The organism is Streptomyces tsukubensis (assembly GCF_003932715.1).
Classification (GTDB): Bacteria; Actinomycetota; Actinomycetes; order Streptomycetales; family Streptomycetaceae; genus Streptomyces; species Streptomyces tsukubensis.
Genome location: NZ_CP020700.1, coordinates 1543795 through 1570000 on the forward strand (window position 1 = coordinate 1543795; position 26206 = coordinate 1570000).

General features: G+C 71.3%; 18 protein-coding genes and 2 rRNA genes. 5 read left to right on the plus strand and 15 right to left on the minus strand.

From position 1 onward, the window contains the following. Nucleotides 1–13: 13 nt before the first annotated feature. The 3 genes from B7R87_RS05445 to B7R87_RS05455 all read right to left on the minus strand — a co-directional run bounded on the left by B7R87_RS05445 (nucleotide 14) and on the right by B7R87_RS05455 (nucleotide 4826). Nucleotides 14–2176 carry a tetratricopeptide repeat protein gene (locus B7R87_RS05445; protein ID WP_391118948.1) on the minus strand — a complete coding sequence of 721 codons (2163 nt, stop codon included), beginning with the start codon at nucleotides 2174–2176 and terminating at the stop codon, nucleotides 14–16. A gap of 262 nt (nucleotides 2177–2438) precedes the next feature. After that, a complete protein-coding gene (locus B7R87_RS05450) occupies nucleotides 2439–3095 on the minus strand; it encodes an NUDIX domain-containing protein (protein WP_006350083.1) in 657 nt (218 codons plus the stop codon). An 81-nt stretch (nucleotides 3096–3176) separates the two neighbouring features. Continuing rightward, nucleotides 3177–4826 (minus strand): CTP synthase, encoded by a 1650-nt coding sequence (locus tag B7R87_RS05455; protein WP_040916721.1) that lies wholly within the window; start codon nucleotides 4824–4826, stop codon nucleotides 3177–3179. A gap of 568 nt (nucleotides 4827–5394) precedes the next feature. Here B7R87_RS05455 and B7R87_RS05460 point away from each other — a divergent pair. Further along, complete coding sequence (locus B7R87_RS05460; protein ID WP_040916722.1) at nucleotides 5395–7197, plus strand: glycoside hydrolase family 15 protein; 1803 nt, start codon at nucleotides 5395–5397, stop codon at nucleotides 7195–7197. A 13-nt stretch (nucleotides 7198–7210) separates the two neighbouring features. After that, a complete protein-coding gene (locus B7R87_RS05465; RefSeq protein WP_130585421.1) occupies nucleotides 7211–8839 on the plus strand; it encodes a PucR family transcriptional regulator in 1629 nt (542 codons plus the stop codon). Between the two features lie 930 nt (nucleotides 8840–9769). Here B7R87_RS05465 and B7R87_RS05470 read toward each other — a convergent pair. The 3 genes from B7R87_RS05470 to recN form a co-directional block, all read right to left on the minus strand. Continuing rightward, nucleotides 9770–10897: a glycosyltransferase family 4 protein gene (locus B7R87_RS05470; RefSeq protein WP_130585420.1), complete on the minus strand. Its 1128-nt coding sequence runs from the start codon at nucleotides 10895–10897 to the stop codon at nucleotides 9770–9772. Nucleotides 10898–10971: 74 nt separating this feature from the next. Next, nucleotides 10972–11730, minus strand: coding sequence for a hypothetical protein (locus B7R87_RS05475; protein ID WP_130585419.1), 759 nt, complete (start codon nucleotides 11728–11730; stop codon nucleotides 10972–10974). Further along, entirely contained in the window at nucleotides 11727–13469 is a 1743-nt protein-coding gene (gene recN, locus B7R87_RS05480; RefSeq protein WP_006350077.1) for a DNA repair protein RecN, read from the minus strand. Before recN ends, B7R87_RS05475 begins: the two co-directional genes overlap by 4 nt. A gap of 95 nt (nucleotides 13470–13564) precedes the next feature. Between recN and B7R87_RS05485 the strand changes: the two genes are divergently transcribed. Next, on the plus strand, nucleotides 13565–14449 hold the full coding sequence (locus B7R87_RS05485) for a hypothetical protein (RefSeq protein ID WP_006350076.1): 885 nt from the start codon (nucleotides 13565–13567) through the stop codon (nucleotides 14447–14449). A 20-nt stretch (nucleotides 14450–14469) separates the two neighbouring features. Here the strand turns inward: B7R87_RS05485 and B7R87_RS05490 are convergent, their stop codons facing one another. The 3 genes from B7R87_RS05490 to B7R87_RS05500 are packed head-to-tail and all read right to left on the minus strand — an operon-like array spanning nucleotide 14470 to nucleotide 16638. Then, nucleotides 14470–15435: an NAD kinase gene (locus tag B7R87_RS05490; protein WP_006350075.1), complete on the minus strand. Its 966-nt coding sequence runs from the start codon at nucleotides 15433–15435 to the stop codon at nucleotides 14470–14472. Beyond that, nucleotides 15432–16247 (minus strand): TlyA family RNA methyltransferase, encoded by an 816-nt coding sequence (locus B7R87_RS05495; protein WP_006350074.1) that lies wholly within the window; start codon nucleotides 16245–16247, stop codon nucleotides 15432–15434. Before B7R87_RS05495 ends, B7R87_RS05490 begins: the two co-directional genes overlap by 4 nt. Before the next feature lie 7 nt (nucleotides 16248–16254). Beyond that, nucleotides 16255–16638 (minus strand): hypothetical protein, encoded by a 384-nt coding sequence (locus tag B7R87_RS05500; RefSeq protein ID WP_006350073.1) that lies wholly within the window; start codon nucleotides 16636–16638, stop codon nucleotides 16255–16257. 42 nt (nucleotides 16639–16680) lie between these two features. Between B7R87_RS05500 and B7R87_RS05505 the strand changes: the two genes are divergently transcribed. After that, nucleotides 16681–17028 (plus strand): SCP2 sterol-binding domain-containing protein, encoded by a 348-nt coding sequence (locus B7R87_RS05505; RefSeq protein ID WP_006350072.1) that lies wholly within the window; start codon nucleotides 16681–16683, stop codon nucleotides 17026–17028. 27 nt (nucleotides 17029–17055) lie between these two features. On the opposite strand, the gene B7R87_RS05510 is transcribed toward B7R87_RS05505, so the two are convergent. Beyond that, nucleotides 17056–17886, minus strand: coding sequence for an ABC transporter ATP-binding protein (locus B7R87_RS05510; protein WP_006350071.1), 831 nt, complete (start codon nucleotides 17884–17886; stop codon nucleotides 17056–17058). Nucleotides 17887–18044: 158 nt separating this feature from the next. Continuing rightward, nucleotides 18045–19079: an HAD hydrolase-like protein gene (locus B7R87_RS05515; protein WP_006350070.1), complete on the minus strand. Its 1035-nt coding sequence runs from the start codon at nucleotides 19077–19079 to the stop codon at nucleotides 18045–18047. 73 nt (nucleotides 19080–19152) lie between these two features. Between B7R87_RS05515 and B7R87_RS05520 the strand changes: the two genes are divergently transcribed. Beyond that, nucleotides 19153–20433 (plus strand): DUF1015 domain-containing protein, encoded by a 1281-nt coding sequence (locus B7R87_RS05520; protein WP_006350069.1) that lies wholly within the window; start codon nucleotides 19153–19155, stop codon nucleotides 20431–20433. 66 nt (nucleotides 20434–20499) lie between these two features. Here B7R87_RS05520 and B7R87_RS33050 read toward each other — a convergent pair whose 3' ends face one another. The 4 genes from B7R87_RS33050 to B7R87_RS05535 all read right to left on the minus strand — a co-directional run bounded on the left by B7R87_RS33050 (nucleotide 20500) and on the right by B7R87_RS05535 (nucleotide 26137). Further along, entirely contained in the window at nucleotides 20500–21363 is an 864-nt protein-coding gene (locus tag B7R87_RS33050) for a tetratricopeptide repeat protein (protein WP_194445651.1), read from the minus strand. Further along, nucleotides 21255–22580, minus strand: a complete 1326-nt coding sequence (locus B7R87_RS33055; RefSeq protein ID WP_006350067.1) for a hypothetical protein — start codon at nucleotides 22578–22580, stop codon at nucleotides 21255–21257. The genes B7R87_RS33050 and B7R87_RS33055 overlap by 109 nt, the downstream gene beginning before the upstream one ends. A gap of 211 nt (nucleotides 22581–22791) precedes the next feature. Then, nucleotides 22792–22908: ribosomal RNA gene (rrf, locus tag B7R87_RS05530) — 5S ribosomal RNA — on the minus strand. 103 nt (nucleotides 22909–23011) lie between these two features. Next, nucleotides 23012–26137: ribosomal RNA gene (locus B7R87_RS05535) — 23S ribosomal RNA — on the minus strand. Between the last annotated feature and the right edge of the window lie 69 nt (nucleotides 26138–26206).

Genomic DNA, 26206 nt, shown 5'->3' on the forward strand with positions numbered 1-26206 from the left:
GCCTTACAAACCTTTATTCTCGTCTGGCACCACTACGGATTTCGTAGGTGGAACCCGCCTTCTTGCCTTCGTCTCCATCGGGACCGCCGGGGCTCCCGGGAGCCTCTTCCGGCTCAGCCGTATCGGCCGGACCCCCGGTGCCGTCCGGGCCGGGCCCGTCTCCGGTGCCGTCCGCCGTCTCCAGCAGCCGCTCGGCACCGGTCCGCTGCAGCCGGGCGGCCGCCGGATCGCCCAGCCGGTCCAGGGTGTCGGCCAGCCGCAGCCGCAGGGCGGCCTGGAGCCGTACGTCACCGGCCTGCCGCGCCCACTCCACCGCCTCCCGGCAGGTCCGCAGCGATTCCTCGGGCCGTCCCGCGTACTCCTGCACCCGGGCCGCCTCGCTGAGGGCCCGCGCCTGGGCCGGCAGATCGCCCACCCGCCGGTAGCCGGCGACCGAGGCGCGCCAGCAGCGCAGGGCCTCCCCGTACCGCCCGGCATAGGTGTGGGCGGTGCCCAGCCGTCCGTAGAGCCGGGCCTCGTCCGCCCGCTCCCCCCGCGTCTGCCGCCGGGCCAGCGCCCGGCCGTACCAGTCGGCGGCCCGCTGCCAGTCGTCCAGCTCCTGCCAGGCACCGCCTACGGATTCCATCGCGCGGCTGATCGCATAGGGGTCGTCGGCGGCCCTTCCGGCGTCCAGCGCGGCCCGGTAGCGGGCGAGGGCGTCCTCGGTACGGCCGGTCTCGGCGTCCAGATCGCCGAGGTTCAGCAGCGCGGCAGCGGCCTCCCGGTGCAGCCCACGGCGCTCGGCCACATCGAGGACGAGCTGATGGAGCCCGTAGAGATCGGGGGCCGCCGCATCGGTGCCCCGGTGCGCGGCCAGCGCTCTGACCAGCGCGGCGACCAGGCGTCTCGCGAGAGTGTCCAGTTCGCCGTCGCCGACCGCCAGCCGGGCGGCGGCGAGCAGCCCGGGGCGGTGGATCCGCAGCCAGTCGGCCGCGGCCGGGGCGTCCGGGAAGCGGAGGGAGCGCGGCAGCGACTCCACAGCGGTCCGGGCGGGCGACCCCTCCGGCTCGGTGGCCGCCCGGCAGGACTGGAGCCGGCGGACGGCCCGCTCCAGCATCCGGGCCCGGGCCAGCTGCACCTCGGCCGGTTTGTCGTGCGCCTCGGAGAGCGCCGTCATCAGCGGGACCAGGACCCCGGGCACGCCGTACAGCCCCTCGCCGCGCCGGTGCAGCACGCCCAGGGCGACATATCCCTCCAGGGCACTGTGCGCCTCGTCCGGCGAGCAGGCCCCGAGCGCCGAAGCGGTCTGCGGATCCACGATCCCGGCGGGCGCCAGCGCCAGCAGCCGCAGCAGCCGGGCGGCGCCCGTCGGCAGCGAGCCGTGCACCAGCCGGAACGCCCGGGAGACCGGCCACAGCGCCTGCGGCACCTCCTCGTCCTCGGGCAGCGCCCGCAGCCGCCGGACCGCGTCGGCCACCGACGCCTGGGGCCGGGCGGCCAGCCAGCCGCCGACCATGACCAGTGCGGCGGGCTGTCCGCCGCACTCCTCGGCGACGGATTCCGCGGCCTGCGGATCGACGGTGATCCGGACGGAGCCGGTGAAGGCGGTGAGCAGTTCGATGGCGGCCTTGGGGTCGAGGCCGCCGACCGTGCACGGCCGTACCCCGGGGATACCGGTCAGCGGTCCCGAGCCCACGACCACCAGCAGACATCCGGGGTCGTCGGGGAGGAGCGCATCGACCTGTTCCGCGTCGGCGGCGTCGTCGAGCAGCAGCAGGACGCGGCGCCCGGCGAGGCTCTCGCGGAGCAGCTGCGACAGTTCGTCCCCGTCCGCTCCGGGCGGTGAGGCCACCCGGAGGGCGTCGAGCAGTTCCCGGGCGGTCTCCTCGGTGGGGACGGCCCGGCCGCCGGGTTCGGTGAGGGCGGCCCGCAGCACTCCGCCGGGATACCGCTCGGCGAGTCCTTCGACGAGGCGGGCGGCGAGCGCGCTCCGTCCGGAGCCGGGCCGTCCGGCGATGAGCAGTACCCGGGCGCGGGCGGCGGCCCGGCCCGCGATGGTGTCGAGTCCGGCCCGTTCCACGTCGGCCAACAGGGTCTTCAGCTCCCGCTGACGGCCGGAGAACAACCTTCCGGATCCCTTGGACGCACCGGTCCGGCCGACCCGGCCCACCGCCTGATCCGTCGCCTGATCCGTCACGGGCCACGCTCCCGTCCAGTCCGTGCACTCGCCGAGCCCGCAAGGGAATCCGCACGGGCGTTCCGAGCGTAGTTCACTCTCTGCGACGATCCCGTACGCGCAGCCCCGATAGATCACCTGATCGGATCAGTAATATCTGCAGATCATCAGACTGGATGATGAATAGCTCCGGTGGAGGGGCACCACGGCGCGGGAACCCCGCAACGGGAGCCGGACGTGCCACCGGGGTCGGCGGCACGTCCGGACGGAACTTCGGGCGGCGCTAGACCTCGAAGGGGCGGGCCGGCCAGGGCGCCGAGGCGGGGCGCAGTGCGTCGAAGCCCTCGCCCGCACGGGCCGCGACCGCCGACAGCACCCCCACCACCAGGCAGTTGTTGTGCAGTTCCCCGGCGAGCACACCGCGGACCAGATCGGCCAGCGGCACCCGGGCCAGCTCCATGTCGGCCTCCTCCTCGGAGACCTCGTACCGCTGCCCCTCGGCGGTGGAGAGATCGCGGGCGAGGAAGATGCGTACCGCTTCGTCGCAGCCGCCGGGGGTGGTGTACACGTCCGTGAGCACCCGCCAGTCCTCGGCCTTGACGTGGGCCTCCTCGTACAGCTCCCGCTGGGCCGCGTGCAGCGGGTTCTCCCCCGGCACGTCCAGCAGTCCGGCCGGGATCTCCCACAGCTTCTGCCGTACGGGATGGCGGTACTGGCGCAGGACCACGACCCGGTCGTCGGCGTCGAGGGCGAGCACCGCCACCGAACCCGGGTGGACCTGGTAGTCGCGGCGGGCCACCGAACCGTCGGGCATCACCACGTCGTCGGTGCGGACACTGGTCTTGTTGCCCCGGAACGGGGTGACCGTCGCCGTGACCCGCCACTCCTCCGGCGTGTCCACGACGGCTCCGGCCGCCGTCCCGGTCGCTTCGTTTCCCATCCCGGCCCTCCCGCAGAAAGTCGATCGGGGTACGGGCCGCCTCTCGGGCCCGTACCCCGGTCAACCGTAACGCCTTGATCGTCAGGCGCCGGACTTCCGCTCGACGGCGGCCTTCACCAGACCCGCGAAGAGGGGGTGCGGGCGGGTCGGGCGGGACCGCAGCTCCGGGTGCGCCTGGGTGGCGACCAGGTACGGGTGCACCTCGCGGGGGTACTCGACGTACTCGACGAGCTTGTTGTCCGGGCTGGTGCCCGAGAACACGATGCCCGCCTTCTTCTCCAGCTCCGCACGGTAGGCGTTGTTCACCTCGTAGCGGTGGCGGTGGCGCTCCTCCACGTACGGCTGGTCGCCGTAGACCTCGCGCACGATGGAGCCCTCGGCCAGCTTGGCCGGGTAGAGCCCGAGCCGCATGGTGCCGCCGAGGTCGCCCGCGCCCTCCACGTACGCCAGCTGCTCCTCCATGGTGGAGATCACCGGGTGGGCGGTGGCGGCGTCGAACTCGGTGGAGTTGGCCTCGGAGATCGCGGCGAGGTTGCGGGCCGCTTCGATCACGATGCACTGGAGGCCGAGGCAGAGCCCCAGCAGCGGGACGCGGTTCTCCCGGGCGTACTGGATGGCGCCGACCTTGCCGCTGACACCGCGGTCGCCGAAGCCGCCGGGGATGCAGATCGCGTCCACGTCCTCCAGCTGCTTCTTCGCCCCGGCCGGGGTCTTGCAGTCGTCGGAGGTGACCCACTTGACCTTGACCCGGGCCCGGTTGGCGAAACCGCCGGCGCGCAGCGCCTCGGTCACCGAGAGATAGGCGTCGGGCAGGTCGATGTACTTGCCGACGAGGGCGACGGTGACCTCGTGGGCCGGGTTGTGGACCCGGTCCAGCAGATCGTCCCAGGTCGTCCAGTCGACATCGCGGAACGGCAGGTCGAGCTTGCGCACCACATAGGCGTCGAGGCCCTCGGTGTGCAGCACCTTCGGGATGTCGTAGATCGACTTGGCGTCGATGGCGGCGACCACGGCGGCCTCGTCGACATCGCACATCAGGGAGATCTTCCGCTTGATCGCGGTCGGCACCTCCCGGTCGGCGCGGAGCACGATCGCGTCGGGCTGGATGCCGATATTGCGGAGCGCGGCGACCGAGTGCTGGGTCGGCTTGGTCTTCAGCTCGCCGGACGGGCCGATGTAGGGCAGCAGGGAGATGTGGACGACGAAGACGTTGTCCCGGCCGACCTCGTGGCGGACCTGGCGGACGGTCTCCAGGAACGGCAGCGACTCGATGTCGCCGACCGTACCGCCGACCTCGGTGATGACGACGTCGACGTCGTCGGTCGCCATCCGGCGGATCCGGCTCTTGATCTCGTTGGTGATGTGCGGGATGACCTGCACGGTGTCGCCCAGGTACTCGCCGCGCCGCTCCTTGGCGATGACCTGCGAGTACACCTGGCCGGTGGTGACGTTGGCCGAGCCGTCGAGGTCGACGTCGAGGAAGCGCTCGTAGTGGCCGATGTCCAGGTCGGTCTCGGCGCCGTCGTTGGTGACGAACACCTCACCGTGCTGGAAGGGGTTCATCGTGCCGGGGTCGACGTTCAGATAGGGGTCGAGCTTCTGCATCGTGACCCGCAGTCCCCGGGCCTTCAGCAGCGCACCCAGGCTGGAGGCCGTCAGGCCCTTTCCGAGGGAGGAGGCGACACCCCCGGTGACGAAGATGTGCTTGGTCGTCATGGTGTTGGGCGGCATCGCCAAGAGGGGGCTCCCGTGGTCGCGAGGTGAGGTGCGTTCCGGCAGCCCGTACCGAGGCCCGGAAGGGGTTCGGGGGGTGCCGTCGCTGCGGTTTCGGGGCGCCTGTTCTCGACAGGCATGCCACCGGTCCACGGGGTACCAGGGTATCAGCGACAGGGGGAGGCTGCTTCCGGCCACGCGCGCTCCCGTCCCTCCCTCTGCTCCCCCGGACCCCTCCCCGCCTCCCCTGTCCCGGCCGCCGCAGCACCCCTTTTTCTGCGCTTACACCTCACTGACACCACCCCTCACCAGCGGTTCACCCATGGCTCACTCGTTCGGATGACTCACGTTGTCGAGAGCGCCACGCGGATGGCTGTGTCGCGTCGTATCCTGCTCGGACACTCGCTCTTCTGAGCGATGCCGAGGGGCGCGCGGAGCGCATCGGAGCAGGGTGGCGACGATGGCGTCGGAACGGTTCACAGCCGTGTTTCCGCAGCTCGTCCGGGCCCCGTACCGGTGATGTACGCGGCCCCGACCACAGCAAGCGCCCTACGGGGCGGACGTGGCCGTTCGACTGGAGATGCACGTGGCCGGGCGCATCGAGGATTACGCACTCATCGGGGACATGCAGACCGCAGCACTGGTCTGCCGGGACGGCACGGCGGACTGGCTGTGCCTGCCCCGCTTCGACTCGCATGCCGTCTTCGCGGGACTGCTCGGAACCGAGGAACACGGCTTCTGGAGGCTGGGGCCCGCCCCCGCCCCCGGAGCCGAGCCCCCGGCCGCCGACCGCCGCCGCTACCGGGGCGACTCCCTGATCCTGGAGTCCGAGTGGGACACCCCGCGCGGCACGGTCCGGGTGACGGACTTCATGCCGCCGCGCGACGGCGCCCCGCAGCTCATCCGGATCGTGGAGGGCGTCAGCGGGCGGGTCCCGATGCGCTCCGCACTGCGGATGAGGTTCTCGTACGGCCGGATCGTGCCGTGGGTCCACAAGGTCGACGGCCGGACGGTCGCCGTGGCCGGCCCCGACTCGGTCTGGTTCGACTCCCCCACCGACACCTACGGCAAGGACCTGACCACCTACTCCGACTTCACCGTCTCCCCCGGCGAGCGGATCGCCTTCACCCTCTCCTGGCAGCCGTCGCACCACCGGCCGCCCGCGCTGCCCGAGCCGGAGGCCTCGCTGGAGGCCACGGAGGAGTTCTGGCGCGAGTGGGTCGAACACTGTACGTACCACGGCCCCTACCGGGAGGCGGTGATCCGCTCCCTGATCACCCTGAAGGCCCTCACCTACGCCCCCACCGGCGGGATCGTCGCCGCGCCCACCACCTCCCTGCCGGAGGAGATCGGCGGCGTACGGAACTGGGACTACCGCTACACCTGGCTGCGGGACGCCGCGATCACCCTCTCCTCCCTGCTGCGCACCGGCTACCGGGACGAGGCCCGCGCCTGGCGCGAGTGGCTGCTGCGGGCCGTCGCCGGAGACCCGGAGAACCTTCAGATCATGTACGGCATCGCCGGTGAGCGGGAGCTCGGCGAGGCGGAGCTGGACTGGCTGCCGGGGTACGAGAACTCCACCCCCGTCCGCGTCGGCAACGGCGCCGCCCACCAGCTCCAGCTCGATGTCTACGGCGAGGTCACCGAGGCCCTCCACCTCGCCCATATGACCGGTCTCGCCCGCAACGACTACGCCTCCCTCCTCCAGCTCAAGCTGATCGAATACCTGGAGAAGCACTGGATGGAGCCGGACGAGGGCATCTGGGAGGTCCGCGGACCGCGCCGCCACTTCGTCCACTCCAAGGTCATGGCCTGGGTCGCGGTCGACCGCACCATCAAGCTCATCGAGGCCGGTGACGTCGACGGACCGCTGGAGCGCTGGCGGCAGATGCGCGACGACATCCACCGGGACGTCTGCGAGAAGGGCTACGACCGGGAGCGCAACACCTTCACCCAGTCCTACGGCTCCAAGGAGCTGGACGCCTCCCTGCTGCTGATCCCCCAGATGGGCTTCCTGCCGCCCGACGACAAGCGGGTCATCGGCACCATCGAGGCGATCCAGCGCGAGCTGTCCACCGAGGACGGCTTCGTCCTGCGCTACCCGACGGCCGGTGAGGACGCCGGGGTCGACGGACTGGAGGGCGACGAGGGCGCGTTCCTCGCCTGCTCCTTCTGGCTGGCCGACGATCTCGCGATGATCGGCCGGGTCGACGAGGCCCGGAAGCTCTTCGAGAAGCTGCTGGCCCTCCGCAACGACCTCGGGCTCCTCGCCGAGGAGTGGGACTCCAAGAACGGCCGCCAGGTGGGCAACTTCCCCCAGGCCTTCAGCCATGTCCCGCTGATCGACACGGCGCTGCGGCTGACCGCATCCGGCGCCTACGGCGGATAGGAACGGCACGTCCGTGGAGATCCGAGGAGAGCCCCGGGGTGGCATCACCGTCCGCAGGGCGCTCGAACTGCCCGGGCTGCGGTCCGGCCTGCCGGAGGTCGTCACCGGGGCCGAGAAGCTGAACCGCACCGTGCGCTGGGTCCACGCGGGCGAGGTGCCGAACATCGCGTCGCTCCTCAAGGGCGGCGAGCTGCTGCTGACGACGGGTCTGGGCCTCGGCACCAGACCCGCCGAGCAGCGCGCCTTCGTCCGGCAGCTCGCCGAGCGGGGCATCGCCGCCCTCGTGGTGGAGCTGGGGCCGCGGTTCAGCAAGCTGCCGTCGGCGATCGTGGACACCGCCCGCTCCAGCGGTCTGCCGCTGGTGCAGCTCCACCGGGAGGTGGCCTTCGTCTCGGTGACGGAGGAGATCCACACCGAGATCGTCAACGGGCACTACGCCCTGCTGCGCCGCGCCGACGAGGTCCACCGCCGCTGTACGGAGGTGCTCCTCGGGGGCGGCGGCATCCCGCAGGTCCTGGGGATCCTCGCCGAGTTCGCCGCCGGGCCGGTCTTCCTGGAGACCGCCGAAGGGGAGCTGCTGTACGCGGCCGGGCCGGGCGCCGCCGACACCGCGGCCGATCCGCTCCAGGTGTGGGAGGGACTGCGGGGCTCCCGGGAGACCCGGCTCTCCCCGCCCGCGGGCACGGTCCTCGTCGATGTCCCCGGCGGCGGCCAGGGCGCCTCGTCCGTCCGGGCCAGACTGGTGCTGCCCCCGGTCGGCACCCCGCCGCACACGGTCCACCGGATGGCCGCGGAACGGGCCGCCGGACTGCTCGCGGTCGTTCTGATGCAGGCCCGCCAGGAGGAGGAGCTGGCCGCCCGCGGCCGGGGCGACTTCCTCACCGACCTCGCGGAGGGCCGGATCGCGGCCGGGGACGCACCCGCCCAGGCGAAGGTGCTCGGCTTCCGCCCCGGTACGGGACCCCTGCTGCCGGTCGTCATGCGGCTCTCCCCCGGCGGCTGCACCTGGGCGCCGCTGGCCCACGCGCTCCAGGAGGAACTGTCCGCCGCCGGAGTGCCGGTACTGCTCGGGGTACGTCCCGTGGAAGGCCGGGTACCGCTGCTGGTGGGGCTGCGCACCGAGGAGGAACGGGAACCCGTCGCCGACCGGGTCGCAGCCGCGCTCCGCGCCGGGGTGGCCCGCGCCGGGGCGGACCGGGCGGGTGCCCGTCCGCCCGTGGTGGTCGTGGGCCGCGCGGGCGGCTGGAGCGCGGTCCCGGCGAGTCTGCGGCACGCCGCGGAGACGGCGACCGCCGCGCAGGGCCTGACCGGCCGGCCCTGGTACGACGCGCGCCGCCTCGATATCGAACTGCTGCTGTGGCGGCTGCGGGACGATCCCGATCTGGCGGCGTTCGTGGAACGGGCGCTCGGCCCGCTGCGGACGTACGACGCGACGGCCCGCCCGCCGCTGCTGCCCACGCTGGAGACGTACCTCTCGCACGCGGGCCGCAAGGCGGAGACCGCGCGGGAGCTCCATCTGAACCGCCAGACGCTGTACAACCGGCTGGCCCGGATCTCGGACCTACTGGGGACGGATCTGGACGACCCGCAGTCGGTGCTGACGCTGAGCCTGGCGCTCCGCGCCCGCCGCCACGTGCCCTGACGGGCGGTACGGGGGGGCGGGGTGCGCCGTTGGTGGTTTGGGTTGCGTGTCCGGCCGCGGGCCGTTGTGGCTTGTCGCGCAGTTCCTCGCGCCCCTTTCTTGTTCTCTTCGCTCCTGCGGGGTGCGGGTCCTCCGGTGGTCGAGTCCCGTCACCCCGTGGGGTAGGCCCGGGCCTCGGGGGGCGGGGTGCGCCGTTGGTGGTTTGGGGTTGCGTGTCCGGCCGCGGGCCGTTGTGGCTTGTCGCGCAGTTCCTCGCGCCCCCAGGTACGTGTCCTTGCCGCCCCAGCGGGGTGCGGGTCCTCCGGTGGTCGAGTCCCGTTACTCCGTGGGGTAGGGCACCGGTCTTGTCGGGTGCGGCCGGGTCGTGGGCCTCCGGGCTCACCTCCTCGCCGGCGGCGATGCACCGCTCCACGGGGAGCCCTGCTTGTCGCCACCGGCTGCGGGGGCGACCCTGCACCCCCCTCCGGAGATCACCCCGACTTGACCCCCGGGGAGAACGAGTCCGCCCGGTCACCCACCAAGTGGTCCCCGCAGATCAGGGGGTGCCTGTGCCCCGAGAAGGGGAAATCTCCCCGGGCGGTGATCAGGAGAGTTCCCCGTCCCCGGTGACGCGCGACAACACGGGGACCTTGGGCGTCTGATCATGCGGGGATCACGTGGGAGGGGGGTGCAGGGTCGCCCCCGCAGTGGCCTGCGACAAGCAGGGCTCCCCGTGGAGTGGTGCATCGCAGGCCGCGAGGAGGTGAGCCCGGAGGCCACCGACCCACCCGCACCGGCAGGACCGGCGACCTACACCACGGAGCAACGGTCACCCATCTTTAAAGCCCCGCTGGGGGTCCCCCCAAAGGCAGCTTTGGGGGAGCTTGAGGCGCAGGAGCCGCCCGCACCCCGCGGGCAACGGCACCCCCGGGAACCCCGGCGCGAGGACCCTCAGCGGGAGGCGACCCCGCGGGAGGCGACCCGGCGGAGCGGGGGGACCAGTTCGTCGTAGATGCTCAGGATCTGCGCGACCGTGTCGTCCTCCGTCTGCCACGTCGCCGCCTGCGCCCTGCCCGCCTCGGCCAGTTCGGCACGGCGGCCGGGCGCGGCGAGCAGGCCCCGTACCGCTTCCGCCAGCGCGGCGGCGTCGCCGTACGGGACGAGTTCCGCCGCGTCGCCGACGAGTTCCGGTACGCCTCCGACGGCCGTGGCGACCAGCGGCACCCCGCGCCGCAGCGCTTCCTGGGCGAGAACGGACCGGGCCTCCCAGCGGCTGGGCAGGACGGCCACGTCGGCGGCGCACAGCAGATCACCGATGTCGTCCCGGTGCCCCAGCAGGCGGACCGGCAGTTCCTCGGTGTCGATGCGCCGCTGCAGGGCGCCCCGCTCGCGGCCTTCCCCCGCGATCAGCACCAGCGGCCCCGGCGCGGGGCCCCGGTCCCGCAGCCCGGCGGCTGCGTCGAGGAGGACGTCGTACCCCTGATGCGGTACGAGAGGGCCCACCGACATCACCACGGGCCGTCCGACGGCGCCGAGTTCGGCCCGTGCCTTGTCGGGCGAGAGGGCTTCCGCCCCGGTGAGCACCCTGGGCAGGGGTACGGCGACGGGCGCCAGCCGGGCGTCGCGGGCGCCCCGGCTGCGGGCCCGGTCGACGAGTTCGGAGCAGGTGCCGAGGACGACGGCCGCCGCCCGGGCGGCCCGGCGTTCCAGCAGGTTCACCGCGTGGCTGCGGGCGCCGTCCGCCCGGGCCCGGGTGTGCCAGGTGACGACGAGCGGCACCCGCAGCCCGCCGAGCGCCATCGCGGCCCGGACCCCGGCGTGCAGCCCGTGCGCGTGGACCAGGTCCGCGCCGCGGCAGACCGCCCGGAGCGCGCCGACCGCGACGGGGTCGCTGCGCCGTGGCACGGGCGCGAAGTCCGCACCGGCGCCGGGGAAGTCGTAGGCGTGTGCCGGTCCCGCCGGGGCGCAGACGGTCACCCGCACGCCCCGCGCGACCAGCCCCGAGGCCAGTGACCGGACGTGCGTGCCGCTTCCCGCGCTGCCGCCGCCCAGCACCTGGACCGTACGCAACTGTGTCACCCGCCAAGGATGCCAGCCCGTAAGGCCGTTACGGCAATGTGTGTGTACGGGGCCGCTACCGCCGTGCCCGTACCTCACCCGCCCGGGTGAGTCTCCGCATCCCCGACCGCGGCGCTCCGGTCCCCGTACACGGCCGCCGCGACGACGCCCGCCGCGTGCAGGGCGAGTCCGGTGCGTCCGTTGGCGGCCACGATCGCGGTCCCGAGCGCGGCGCCCAGCGCATGCGCTCCGGTGTCGCCGAGCATGGTCTCCTCGGTGAGGTCCGCGACCGCGACGGAGGCCGCCGCGCCCATCGTGGCCGCCGTGAGGGCTCCGGCGGGGCCGCCGCGCAGCAGTCCGGGCGCGCCGGCGCCGAGGACCGCGAGCACGGCCCGCCCGGGGGCGACGTCGACCAGGTTGACCAGGTGCGCGGTGCCCGCGATCACCACTCCGGCGAGGATCCGGTCGACGGGACGCTCTTTGAGGAGCAGGCCTGCGGCCAGTCCGGCGGCCCCGATGCCGAGCAGTTTCACCCCGCCGCCGGTGAGTTCGCCGTTCCGCAGCGCTTCGAGGTGGGCCCGGAACCCGCGCCGGGGGTCGTCCGCGGCGGCGTGGTCGTCGAAGGCTCCGCAGGCGGCGGCCGCGAGGACCGTCACTGCGGTGACGCCGCCGGTCCCGGCCGCGGCCCCGGCGGCGACGGCCGGTCCCGCGAAGAGGGTGACGGCCCGGCCCGCGCGGTTCTCGCGCCGGAAGCGGGCGCCGAGGCCGCCGGGCGCGGCGGGGCCGCCGCGGCGCAGCGCCCCGTACACCCCGGCTCCGACCGCGAAGGCGGTCCCGAACGCCCGGGCCCTCACCCGTCGCTCCGGGCCGCGGCCAGCAGCTCTTCGGCGTGGGCGCGGGCGGTGCTGGAGTCCTCCTGGCCCGCGAGCATCCGGGACAGTTCGCGGACCCGGTCCTCGCCTTCCAGGACGGTCACGCCGCTGCGGGTGACGGTGCCGTCGTTGGTCTTCTCGACGAGGAGCTGACGGTCCGCGAAGGCGGCCACCTGCGGCAGATGGGTGACCACGACGACCTGGGCCGAGCGGGCGAGCTTGGCCAGGCGCCGGCCGATCTCGACCGCGGCCTTGCCGCCGACGCCCGCGTCGACCTCGTCGAAGAGGTAGGTGGGGACGGGGTCCGTACCGGCGAAGACGACCTCGACGGCGAGCATCACCCGGGACAGTTCACCGCCGGACGCACCCTTGGCGATCGGCCGCGGCGGGGCGCCGGGGTGCGGGGCGAGCAGCAGTTCGACCTCGTCGACGCCGTACGGGCCGTAGGCGACGGTCCGTCCGCCGATGTCGACGCCGTCCGGGTCGTCCTGCTGTCCGACGGCGAAGGAGACCCGGGCGTGCGGCATGGCCAGCGACGCCAGTTCCTCCGTGACGGCGGCGGCGAAGCGGGCCGCGGCATCGGTACGGGCGTCGGTGAGCCGGCGGGCGAGCCCGGCCAGCTCGGCGCCGAGGGTGTCGCGTTCGGCGGTGAGCTCACCGATGCGGTCGTCGTCGCCGTCGAGTTCGGTGAGCCGGGCGGCGCCCTGTTCGGCCCAGGCGGCGACGGCCGCGATGTCCTCGCCGTATTTGCGGGTGAGCGCGGTGAGCGCGGCCCGCCGTTCCTCCACGGCCGCGAGCCGCAGCGGGTCGGCCTCCAGCCGGTCCGCGTATCCGGCGAGTTCCCCGGCGACGTCGGAGAGGAGGATGGAGATCTCGCCCATGCGCTCGGCGAGCGCGGCCAGGGCGGGGTCGTGGGAGCGTACGGCGTCCAGGGCCCGGCCCGCGCCCGCGACGAGGGTCGTGGCGTCGACGCCCTCCGGGTCCTCGGGGTGGCCGGCGAGCGCGGCGTGTGCGGCCGCGGCGGCGGAGGCGAGGGCCTCGGCGTGACGGAGCCGCTCCGCTTCGGCGGCGAGTTCGGTGTCCTCGCCGGGGCGGGGTTCGACGCGCGCGATCTCGTTCAGTCCGAACCGGAGGAGATCGGCCTCCTGGGCCCGTTCCCGGGCCCGGGTGGTCAGCTCGGCCAGTTCGGCGGTGAGCGCCCGCAGCCTGTGGTAGGCGGTGGTGTAGTCGGCGAGCGGCCCGGACACGGCGGTGCCCGCGTAGCGGTCGAGTGCCGCACGCTGCCGGGCGGGCCGCAGCAGTCCCTGCTGGTCGGTCTGGCCGTGGACGGCGACGAGGTCGTCGGCGAGTTCCGACAGCAGTCCGACGGGTACGGACCGGCCGCCGAGGTGCGCCCGGGAGCGGCCCTCCGCGGACACGGTCCGGCTGATCAGCAGGGTTCCGTCGTCCAGCTCGGCTCCTGCCTCCTCGGCACGCCGGGCGGCGGAGACGTCCTTGCCGACGGCGATCCGCCCCTCGACGACGGCGGACTTCGCGCCGATGCGCACCAGCGCGGGGTCGGCCCTTCCGCCGAGCAGCAGCCCCAGGCTGGTGACGACCATGGTCTTGCCCGCTCCGGTCTCGCCGGTCACCGCGGTGAACCCGGGGGACAGCTCGACGACGGCGTCGTCGATGACCCCGAGGGACCGTATCCTCATCTCCTCCAACACGGACACGACCATACGAGGTTTCCCGGGCGGCGCGCGACGCGGACCCCGTGCGGATATCCCCGTCATCACCTGGTACTACCGGTCTCGTACGCCTCTATGCTCCGCAGATGCCGGAAAACACTTCACCGGAACTGGTGATCGCGGCTGCGGGAGCGTCGGCGCGTCTCGACGGCCTCGGTCTGACGTTCGTACACGGCCGGACCACCTGGCAGGTCCCGGCGACGGCGATCCGGGCGGCGGAGACGGGCGGACCGGATCCCCGCCCGGGCGTCATGCTCCACCTCCGGCCGGGCCTACCCCTTCCGGCAGGCACCCCTCCGTTTCTCTTTCTGCCCGCGCGGAACGTGCACACCGCCGAGGCGTTCCGGGCCGCAGTGGCCGGGGCGGTGGCCGCCGCCCCGGTGGTGGACGCGGCGGAGGTCCTGGTCACGGTGGTCGTACGGCCGTCGAGGCGGGACCGGATCCGCCGGTCCGCGCCGTACAGGATCCGGATCCGGGTCCTGTACGGCGCGGCCTGGCTGGTCTGGTTCGCGGTCGTCCTTGCGGTGACCCTCCGGGCGGAGCACCCCTGGGCGACCGCCGTCCTCGCCTTCCTGTCCTTCTGGATCGCCCCGCTGGGATGCCGGATCTTCTTCATGGGGATACCGGCCCGCAGCCGCCCCCGCCGCACCCGCTCCCTGCGGCGGCTGCGCCGCCACGGCATCACGGTCGGCGCCCGGATCACCGGCTACCGCGCGGTCCGCTTCGACGCCCAGTACTTCCCCCTGCTCGACTTCACGACGGCCGACGGGCAGGAACTCCAGGGCGTCGTGTCCCTCCGGACCGTGTGGGAGAAGGAGCGGCTCCCCGGGTTCACTCTCGTCGTCTACGACCCGGAGGAGCCCGCCCTCGCCTCGGTCACCGGCCCCCGGGAGCCCTTCGCGGCCTTCGCCGTCGTGCTGGGGCTGGTCATGCTTGCGGTGTCCGTCGGGATGCTGGTGGGCGGCGGCTGACCCCCGCCTCCGCCCCGGACCTAGTGCGTCGGAGGAGCGCCCCGCCACCCCGCCACCGGCAGGGCGAACTTCGCCACCAGCCGGTCCGTGAACGAAGCATGGTGCAGCCGCGCCAGCCGTACCGGTACGGCTCCTCTGCGGACCTCCACCCTGGCCCCCGGCGGCAGTTCCACCGTGCGGCGCCCGTCGCACCAGAGCACCCCGTGCGGGGTGTGCTCCTGCACCTCCACCGCGAGCACCGACGTCGGGGAGGTGACCAGCGGCTTGGCGAACAGGGCGTGGGCGCTGATCGGCACCATCAGCAGCGCCTCCACCTCCGGCCACACCACCGGTCCGCCGGCCGAGAAGGCGTAGGCGGTGGAGCCGGTGGGGGTGGCGCAGACGATGCCGTCGCAGCCGAAGGCGGTCACCGGGCGCCCGTCGATCTCCAGGACGACCTCCAGCATCCGGTCGGGCGACACCTTCTGGACGGCGGCTTCGTTGAGCGCCCAGTCGCGGTGCACCACATCGCCGTTGCGGTGCACCACCACGTCGATGGTCATCCGCTCCTCGACCTCGTAGGCCCGGTCGACGACCCGGTTGACGACCCGGTCGAGATCGTCACGCTCGGCCTCGGCGAGGAAGCCGACCCGCCCCAGGTTGACCCCGAGCATCGGCACCCCGGAGGCGCGCGCGAACTCGGCGCCGCGCAGCAGGGTGCCGTCACCGCCGAGGACGACGATCAGTTCGCAGCCGTCGAGGGCGCACGGCGTGGCCTCGGGTACGGTCTCCACGGCCGCGGGCAGCGGCAGGTCCGCCGCCTCGGCCTCCAGTACCCGGACCCGCAGTCCGCTGCGGAGCAGGCCCTGGACGACGAGTTCGGCGCTGCGGACGGCGGCCTTCCGGCCGGTGTGCGCCAGGAGGAAGACGGTCCGTTCGCCGGGTGCGGCCGCTCCTGCCGCATCCGCCGTGGTCGTCCCTGCTGTGGTCGTCCCTGCTGTGGTCAACGAGGTCCCTCCGCCACTGCTCGTTCGACGTCCGCCGGATCCAGCTCGGGCGCCCCGGCCCGCAGCCAGAGGAAGTACTCGACGTTCCCGGAGGGCCCGGGCAGCGGGCTGGCGGTGACGCCCAGCACGCCCAGTCCGAGGGCCGCGGCCTGTGCCGCCACGGTCCTCACGGCCTCCTTGCGCAGTTCGGTGCTGCGGACGACACCGCCGCTGCCGAGCCGCTCCTTGCCCACTTCGAACTGCGGTTTGACCATCAGCACCAGATCGGCGTCCGGTACGGTGCAGCGGACCAGCGCGGGCAGCACCAGCCCGAGGGGGATGAACGAGAGATCGCCCACGACCAGGTCGACGCGTTCGCCGTCGAGGGTTTCGGGCGTCAGTTCGCGGACGTTGGTGCGGTCCTTGACGGTGACCCGGTCGTCGCTCTGGAGCGACCAGGCGAGCTGCCCGTAGCCGACGTCGACGGCGAAGACCCGGGTGGCGCCCGCGCGCAGCAGGACATCGGTGAAGCCGCCGGTCGACGCCCCGGCGTCGAGCGCCCGCCGGCCCTCCACGACCAGGCCGAGGGGGACGAACGCGGCCAGCGCGCCCGCGAGCTTGTGGCCACCGCGGGACACATAGTCGGGATCGTCGTCGTCGGCGGTCACCACGATCGCGGCGGCCGTCTCGACCTGGGTGGCGGCCTTGGTCGCGGTGGCGCCGCCGACGGTGACCCGGCCTGCGGCGATCAGCTGGCTCGCGTGCTCGCGCGAGCGCGCGAGGTTGCGGCGTACCAGCTCTGCGTCGAGACGGCGACGGGCGGCTCCTGCCACGTTCGGTTCAGCTCCTGTGGTCGTGCGGTACGGGGTGCGGGGGGTGGTGCGCGGTGCGGTCGGGCGCGTCGAGCGCGCCCAGCACCGTGCGCAGACCCTCGTGTACATCCTCGTACACGTCCAGGTGTCCGTCGGCCGTGAGGTGGTCGGCGTCCGCGAGCCGGTCGAGTACGGCGTCGACGGCGGCGTCCCCGGTCGGCTCCCGGACCACGCCCAGCGGCGCGGGCGCGGCCGGTTCGTACGCGGCAGGACCCGCCTCCCCGCCCGGTTCGCCGGGCCTGCCGGATTCGTCCGCCACCGGGTTCGCCGCCGGGTCGGCTGCCGGGACTGCTGCCGGCTCGGGGGCGGGGGCCCCTCCCTGGTCCGGGGGGCCGGGCGTCACGTCGTTCATGCCCCGACGCTACCCCGAAGGACTGAGGTACGGTCGATCCCGATGGCGACGAAGGAAGAGTGCCGTGAGGCGCTCGGCAGACTCAGTGACAATCTCGCGCGGGCGGACGGCGACGTCCGCGGCGCGACCGCGCTCGACCGCTCCATGAGCTGTCATATCCGGGACCTGGACGTGACGTTCACCGGCCGGCTGCGGCAGGGCGTGATCGACGTCGCGGACGACCACCCGGGCCCGCCGCGCGAGAAGGCGGAGATCCGGCTGGCGATGACCGGCGACGATCTCGTGGCGATGGTCGACGGCAAGCTGAACTTCGGGAAGGCGTGGGCGTCGGGCCGGGTGAAGCTGGAGGCCGGCTTCCGCGATCTGATGCGGCTGCGCTCCCTCCTCTGACCGGCCGCCCCCGGGACCACGGGGGCCCTACAGGGCTTTCGCCGTCTCCCCGCGGCTCCCGGGCACCGTCGCGGCGCGCCGCCGGGCCACCGGCACCACCAGCGGCGTCCCCGACTCGGGGTCGTCGATCACCCGGCTCCGTACCCCGAACACCTCTTCCACCAGTTCGGCCGTCACCACCTCCGACGGCGGCCCCTCGGCGACGACCCGTCCGTCGCGCAGGGCGACGAGATGGGTGGCGTACCGCGCGGCCTGGTTGAGGTCGTGCAGGACCGCGACCAGGGTCCGCCCCTGGGTTTCGTGGAGTTCGGCGCAGAGGTCCAGCACTTCGAGCTGGTGCTGGATGTCGAGGAAGGTGGTGGGCTCGTCGAGCAGGAGCAGCGGGGTCTGCTGGGCCAGTGCCATGGCGATCCACACCCGCTGGCGCTGTCCGCCGGACAGTTCGTCGACATAGCGCTCGGCGAGTTCGAGGACCCCGGTGGCGGCCATCGACTCCCGGACGATCCGCTCGTCCTCGGGCGACCACTGCCGCAGCAGACCCTGGTGCGGATACCGGCCGCGGGCGACCAGATCCGCGACGGTGATCCCGTCGGGCGCGATCGACGTCTGCGGGAGCAGTCCGAGGATCCGTGCCACCTTCTTCGCGGGCAGCGAGTGAATGGCCTGACCGTCCAGCAGCACCCGGCCCTCGGTGGGCTTCAGCATCCGCGACAGGGCCCGCAGCAGGGTGGACTTGCCGCAGGCGTTGGGGCCGACGATCACCGTGAAGGAGTGGTCGGGGATCGCCACCGTCAGCCCCTCGGCGATCACCCGCCGGTCGTAGCCGAGCGTGACCGATTCCGCGGTGAGTCGCTGCATGGGGTCGTACTCCTGCGCTCGCGTGCGAAGGCTCCGGCTCCGGCGGCCGGGCCCGGACCCCGTCCGGGCGCACCACCGCCGACGCCGGGATACCGACGAAAAGGTTAGGTTAGCCTACCCTCGCGACCACTGGGGTCGTCCGTGTGCCGGGGTGTCCGTCACCACCCCAGCCCTGCCAGCGCCTTGCCTGCCGCGGCCGTGCAGACCCCGTCGCCCGCATCGGTCCAGGCCGCCGCTGCCAGGGCCCGCAGCCCGTCCAGTGCCTGCCCCTCGCCGTCGAGGACCAGTGCCCCGTCCCGTACGGAAGCGGTCCAGCCGCCGCAGCCGAACCCGGCCGCTGCGTCCCCGGTGACCTCCGGCTGCCCGGTCAGCAGCCCCCGCAGATCCGCGTCCACATAGGTCGGCCGGTGCCGTGGCTCCGCCGCCAGGAGCTGCGCCGGATCCGTGACACCGGTCAGCACCAGCAGCGAGTCGACGTCCCCGTTGAACGCGCCCTCGATATCGGTGTCCAGCCGGTCTCCCACCACCAGCGGCCGGCGCGCCCCGGTCCGCAGCACCGTCTCCCGGTGCATCGGCGGCAGCGGTTTGCCCGCGACTTCCGGCTCGGCGCCGGTGGCGATCCGGACGACCTCCACCGCCGCCCCGTTGCCCGGCCCGATGCCCCGGGCGCCGGGAATCGTCAGATCGGTGTTGGAGGCGAACCACGGCACTCCGCGCCGGATTGCGTACGACGCCTCGGCGAACCGCCCCCAGGGCAGTTCGGGCCCGCCGTACCCCTGGACGACGGCCGCCGGATCGTCGTCCGCCGATTCCACGGGCACCAGCCCGCGCTCCCGGAGCGCGAGCCGCAGCCCCTCCCCGCCGATCACCAGGACCCGCGCCCCCGCGGGGACCCGCTCCGCGATCAGCCGGGCCACCGCCTGCGCCGAGGTGATGACCTCACCGGCCGTCGCGGGCACCCCCAGCTCGGTCAGATGCCGGGCCACCGCATCCGGCGGGCGAAGCGCGTTGTTGGTGACGTACGCCAGCCTCATCCCGGCGTCCCGGGCCGCCAGCAGCGACGGCACGGCGTGCACGACGGCCTCCCCGCCCGCGTACACGACCCCGTCCAGGTCGAGCAGAGCGGTGTCGTACGCCGTGCACAGCGCGTCTCCGCTGCCGTCCGGCCGGTTCCTGACCCGCAGCCCACTCATCCGTCAACACTCCTCATACCGGCGGTCACTCCCCCGATCATCGCGCATGCCCGGCCGCGCTTACGATGCACGGATGAACAGCGAAGGTCCCGCGGCCACCGACGGCCTGCGTCTGCTCCCCTTCCGCGGGCTGCGCTACGTCCCCGAACGGGTCGGCTCCCTCGCCGCCGTCACCTCCCCGCCGTACGACGTCGTGGTCCGGCCCGACGGACTCGACCATCTGGAATCGTCCGATCCGCACAACATCGTCCGGCTGATCCTGCCGCAGGCGCCCACCCCCGGGGACCGCCACCGCCAGGCCGCCGACACCCTGGCCCGCTGGCTGGCCGAGGGAGTGCTGGCCGCCGATCCCGAGCCCGCGCTGTACGTGTACGAGCAGCGGCACGGCGATCTTCTGCAGCGGGGTCTGATCGGCGCCCTCGCGCTCTCCGAACCCGCCGAGGGGATCGTCCTGCCGCACGAGGACGTCATGCCCGACATCGTTGCCGACCGGGCCGCCCTGATGCGTACCACCGACGCCAATCTCGAACCCCTGCTCTTCACCTACCGCGGCGAAGGGGAGGCGACCGGTGCGACGGCCGTCGTCGAACAGGCCGTCCTGCGGCCCCCGCTGCTCGCCACGACCACCGAGGACGGCTTCAGCCACCGGCTGTGGGCGCTGACCGATCCGGTGGACATCGCGGGGGTGGCGAAGGACCTGGCCGGCCGTCAGGCGCTGATCGCCGACGGCCACCACCGCTGGTCCACCTATCTGCGGCTGCGTGCCGAGCATCCGGATCCGGGCCCCTGGAACTACGGTCTAGTCCTTCTCGTGGACACGGCCCGCTATCCGCTGCGGGTCCGGGCGATCCACCGGCTGATCCGCCGCCTTCCGCCGGAACAGGCCCTCGCCGCGCTCGGCGGTTCGTTCCGGGTACGCCGGCTGGACCTGCCGCTGCCGGAGGCGCTCGACGCCCTCGCCGAGGCCACGGCCGACGGCAACGCCTTCCTGCTCGCCGGTGACGGCTCCTTCCATCTGGCCGACCGGCCGGACCCCGCGCTGATCGCCCGGACGGTCCGCGCCGACCGTCCGGAGGCCTGGCGGGCGCTGGACGCGACCGTGCTGCACGCGACGGTGCTGGAGGAGCTGTGGCGGATCCCGGACTCGCCGGACGAGATCGGCTACATCCACGACACGGCGGCGGCCGTGGACCAGGCGGAACGCCACGGCGGTACGGCGGTGCTGCTGCATCCGGTACGGGAGGAGATCGTCCGCGAACTGGCCCGCCAGGGCGTGACAATGCCGCGTAAATCGACGTCCTTCGGCCCCAAGCCGGCGACCGGGCTGGTGCTGCGGAGCCTGGCGCTGGAGTAGCCCGGGCACGAAAAAGGGCGGCCCCTCGGTGAGGGACCGCCCTTTGTCGTCTGTTACGCGCTGACGCTACGCGTCCCGGTCGCCGTCCCGGTCCTCGTCATCGTCCTCATCTTCGTCGTCCTCATCTTCGTCGTCGTCTTCGTCGTCCTCGTCCGACTCGTCGTCGGCGGCCTCGGCGTCGACGTCGACGTCGACGTCGACGTCCGTGGAGGCGTCGGCGGCCTCATCGGAGGCATCGGTGTCGTCGTCGAGGTCCATGGCGTCGACGAACTCCACGCCGTCCATCTCGGCAAGCCGGTCGGAGGCGTCGGTCGTACCGTCCTTGTCGGCCTCGACGGCCTTGGCGAACCACTCGCGTGCCTCGTCCTCGCGCCCGGCGGCCAGCAGCGCATCGGCGTAGGCGTACCGGAGCCGCGCGGTCCACGGCTGGACGGAGGTGGAGGCCAGCTCCGGGCTCTGGAGCGTGACAATGGCGGCGTCCAGCTGCCCCATGTCCCGCCGGGCACCGGCGGCCACCAGCCGCATCTCGACCTGACCGGCCTTGTCCAGCTTGAGCACCTCGGGCTCGCCGGCCATCGCCAGCGTCCGCTCGGGCCGGCCGAGGCCGCGCTCGCAGTCCGCCATCACGGGCCACAGCTCGACGCCACCGGTCATCCGACGGGCGGCCCGGAACTCGGCGAGCGCCTCCGAGTACCGCTGGGTCGCGTACGCGGCGAACCCTGCGGCCTCGCGGACCGCGGCGACCCGGGAGGCCAGCCGCAGCGCGACACGGGAGTAGCCGTACGCCTCCTCCGGCTCATCGTCGATCAGCTTGGCGACCATCACGAGGTTACGGGAGACGTCCTCGGCGAGGCCCTTCGGCAGGCTCTGCAGCTCCTGCCGTACGTCCTGGTCGATCTCGTCGCCGGTGACGTCGTCCGGGATGGGCAGCCGCTTGACGGGCTCGCGCTCGGGCCGGTCGCGGTCCCGGTCGTCGCGGCGGAAGCCACCGGAGCGGTCGTCACGGCGCCCGTAGCCACCGCCGCCACCGCCGCCGCCGGGGCGGCCCCCGCGGTCGCGGTCACGGTCGCCGGGCCGTCCGGCGGGGCGGCCGCCGCGGAATCCACCACGGTCGTCGTCACGACGGAAGGAGGGCCGGTCATCACGCCGGTCGTCACGGCGGTCATCGCGGCGGTCATCGCGGCGGAAGCCACCGGAGCGCTCGCCACCGCGGTTGTCGTCGCGGCGGAAGGAGGGCCGGTCATCACGCCGGTCATCGCGACGCGGGCCGCGGTCGTCATCACGGCGGAAGGAGGGCCGGTCATCACGCCGGTCGTCACGACGCGGGCCGCGGTCGTCGTCGCGACGGAACGACGGACGGTCATCACGCCGGTCGTCACGGCGGAATCCACCGGGACGGTCGCCACCACGGCTGTCGTCACGACGCGGACCACGGTCACCACCGCGGTACCCGCCACTGCGCTCGCCGCCACGGTTGTCGTCACGACGGAACCCACCGGGACGGTCATCACGACGGAAACCACCACTGCGCTCGCCACCGCGGTTGTCGTCACGGCGGAACCCGCCGGGACGGTCGTCGCGTCGGTCGTCACGACGGGGGCCGCGGTCGTCATCACGGCGGAAGCCGCTGGACCGGTCGTCACGGCGCTCGTTCGAACGGTATCCACCGCGGTCGCCGCGGTTGTCGTCGCGGCGGAAGGAGGGCCGGTCGTCACGCCGGTCATCGCGGCGGGGGCCGCGGTCGTCATCACGGCGGAACGACGGACGGTCGTCACGCCGGTCGTCACGGCGGAAGCCACCGGGACGGTCGCCACCACGGCTGTCGTCACGACGCGGACCACGGTCACGGTCACGGTCACCGCCGCGGTACCCGCCGCTGCGCTCGCCACCACGGTTGTCATCACGGCGGTTGTCGTCACGACGGAACCCACCGGGACGGTCATCACGACGGTCGTCACGACGCGGGCCGCGGTCGTCATCACGGCGGAACGACGGACGGTCGCCGCCACGGTCGTCACGACGCGGACCACGGTCGTCGTCACGCCGTCCATAGCCACCGCCCGAAGGCCGGCCGCCCCGGTCGTCCCGGGGTCCGCGGTATCCGCCACGGTCACGGTCACCGTCACGCCGCGGACCACGGTCGTCACGACTACCACGGAATCCGCCCCGGTCGCTGCCGTCTCGACGGCGCGGTTCGCGCTCCGGACGGTCGTCGGGAGAGTTGGTGGACATCGACGTGACTCCTGTCTTCGGGTACTGCGGCCATTCTCGCGCACCCCGAGGGGGTGCGCTCTACGACGGAAAGCAAAAAGGCCCTGGGCCCAGCGTTGAACGCTGGACCCAGGGCCCTGAAAGATTGTTCGGCGGTGTCCTACTCTCCCACAGGGTCCCCCCTGCAGTACCATCGGCGCTGAAAGGCTTAGCTTCCGGGTTCGGAATGTAACCGGGCGTTTCCCTCACGCTATGACCACCGAAACCCTAACGGTTTCGAGCGAACAAGCACACTCTTCAATTGATGTTCTGCTGGAAACCGGCAACGGTCGTTGCCTCAGAACTAACACAGTGGACGCGAGCAAACATGGACAAGCCCTCGGCCTATTAGTACCGGTCACCTCCACCAGTTACCTGGCTTCCAGATCCGGCCTATCAACCCAGTCGTCTACTGGGAGCCTTAACCCCTCAAAGGGGGTGGGAGTCCTCATCTCGAAGCAGGCTTCCCGCTTAGATGCTTTCAGCGGTTATCCTTTCCGAACGTAGCCAACCAGCCATGCCCTTGGCAGGACAACTGGCACACCAGAGGTTCGTCCGTCCCGGTCCTCTCGTACTAGGGACAGCCCTTCTCAAGACTCCTACGCGCACAGCGGATAGGGACCGAACTGTCTCACGACGTTCTAAACCCAGCTCGCGTACCGCTTTAATGGGCGAACAGCCCAACCCTTGGGACCGACTCCAGCCCCAGGATGCGACGAGCCGACATCGAGGTGCCAAACCATCCCGTCGATATGGACTCTTGGGGAAGATCAGCCTGTTATCCCCGGGGTACCTTTTATCCGTTGAGCGACGGCGCTTCCACAAGCCACCGCCGGATCACTAGTCCCGACTTTCGTCCCTGCTCGACCCGTCGGTCTCACAGTCAAGCTCCCTTGTGCACTTACACTCAACACCTGATTACCAACCAGGCTGAGGGAACCTTTGGGCGCCTCCGTTACTCTTTAGGAGGCAACCGCCCCAGTTAAACTACCCATCAGACACTGTCCCTGATCCGGATCACGGACCCAGGTTAGACATCCAGCACGACCAGAGTGGTATTTCAACAACGACTCCACAACCACTGGCGTGGCCGCTTCAAAGTCTCCCACCTATCCTACACAAGCCGAACCGAACACCAATATCAAACTGTAGTAAAGGTCCCGGGGTCTTTCCGTCCTGCTGCGCGAAACGAGCATCTTTACTCGTAGTGCAATTTCACCGGGCCTATGGTTGAGACAGTCGAGAAGTCGTTACGCCATTCGTGCAGGTCGGAACTTACCCGACAAGGAATTTCGCTACCTTAGGATGGTTATAGTTACCACCGCCGTTTACTGGCGCTTAAGTTCTCAGCTTCGCAACCCCGAAAGGTCACTAACCGGTCCCCTTAACGTTCCAGCACCGGGCAGGCGTCAGTCCGTATACATCGCCTTACGGCTTCGCACGGACCTGTGTTTTTAGTAAACAGTCGCTTCTCGCTGGTCTCTGCGGCCACCCCCAGCTCACATCGTAAAGACGATCACCAGGAATGGCCCCCCTTCTCCCGAAGTTACGGGGGCATTTTGCCGAGTTCCTTAACCATAGTTCACCCGAACGCCTCGGTATTCTCTACCTGACCACCTGAGTCGGTTTAGGGTACGGGCCGCCTTGAAACTCGCTAGAGGCTTTTCTCGACAGCATAGGATCATCCACTTCACCACAATCGGCTCGGCATCAGGTCTCACCCTCAATGTGTGACGGATTTACCTACCACACGGGCTACACCCTTACCCCGGGACAACCACCGCCCGGGCTGGACTACCTTCCTGCGTCACCCCATCACTTACCTACTACCACCTCGGTTCAGCGGCTCCACCACTCCCCATCACTCCGAAGAGATCAAAGGCGGCTTCACGGCCTTAGCATCAGAGGATTCGATACTGGGCGCTTCAAAGCGGGTACCGGAATATCAACCGGTTGTCCATCGACTACGCCTGTCGGCCTCGCCTTAGGTCCCGACTTACCCTGGGCAGATCAGCTTGACCCAGGAACCCTTAGTCAATCGGCGCACACGTTTCCCACGTGTGTATCGCTACTCATGCCTGCATTCTCACTCGTGTACCATCCACCACTCGCTTACGCGGCGGCTTCACCCGGCACACGACGCTCCCCTACCCAACCCAACAGGCGTTGGCCCTATTGCTGGATTGACACGACTTCGGCGGTACGCTTGAGCCCCGCTACATTGTCGGCGCGGAATCACTTGACCAGTGAGCTATTACGCACTCTTTCAAGGGTGGCTGCTTCTAAGCCAACCTCCTGGTTGTCTCTGCGACTCCACATCCTTTCCCACTTAGCGTACGCTTAGGGGCCTTAGTCGATGCTCTGGGCTGTTTCCCTCTCGACCATGGAGCTTATCCCCCACAGTCTCACTGCCGCGCTCTCACTTACCGGCATTCGGAGTTTGGCTAAGGTCAGTAACCCGGTAGGGCCCATCGCCTATCCAGTGCTCTACCTCCGGCAAGAAACACACGACGCTGCACCTAAATGCATTTCGGGGAGAACCAGCTATCACGGAGTTTGATTGGCCTTTCACCCCTAACCACAGGTCATCCCCCAGGTTTTCAACCCTGGTGGGTTCGGTCCTCCACGACCTCTTACAGCCGCTTCAACCTGCCCATGGCTAGATCACTCCGCTTCGGGTCTTGAGCGCGCTACTAAATCGCCCTATTCGGACTCGCTTTCGCTACGGCTTCCCCACACGGGTTAACCTCGCAACACACCGCAAACTCGCAGGCTCATTCTTCAAAAGGCACGCAGTCACGAGGAGCCGGACAAGTCCGACCCCCGACGCTCCCACGGCTTGTAGGCACACGGTTTCAGGTACTATTTCACTCCGCTCCCGCGGTACTTTTCACCATTCCCTCACGGTACTATCCGCTATCGGTCACCAGGGAATATTTAGGCTTAACGGGTGGTCCCGCCAGATTCACACGGGATTTCTCGGGCCCCGTGCTACTTGGGTGTCTCTTAAACGAGCCGCATGAATTTCAGCTACGGGGGTCTTACCCTCTACGCCGGGCCTTTCGCATGCCCTTCGCCTATCCATACGGTTTCTGACTCGTCCCACGGCCGGCAGACCGCAGAAAAGAGATCCCACAACCCCGCATACGCAACCCCTGCCGGGTATCACACGCATACGGTTTGGCCTCATCCGGTTTCGCTCGCCACTACTCCCGGAATCACGGTTGTTTTCTCTTCCTGAGGGTACTGAGATGTTTCACTTCCCCTCGTTCCCTCCACACTGCCTATGTGTTCAGCAGCGGGTGACAGCCCATGACGACTGCCGGGTTTCCCCATTCGGAAACCCCCGGATCAAAGCCTGGTTGACGACTCCCCGGGGACTATCGTGGCCTCCCACGTCCTTCATCGGTTCCTGGTGCCAAGGCATCCACCGTGCGCCCTTAAAAACTTGGCCACAGATGCTCGCGTCCACTGTGCAGTTCTCAAACAACGACCAGCCACCCGTCACCCCACCACCAACGTG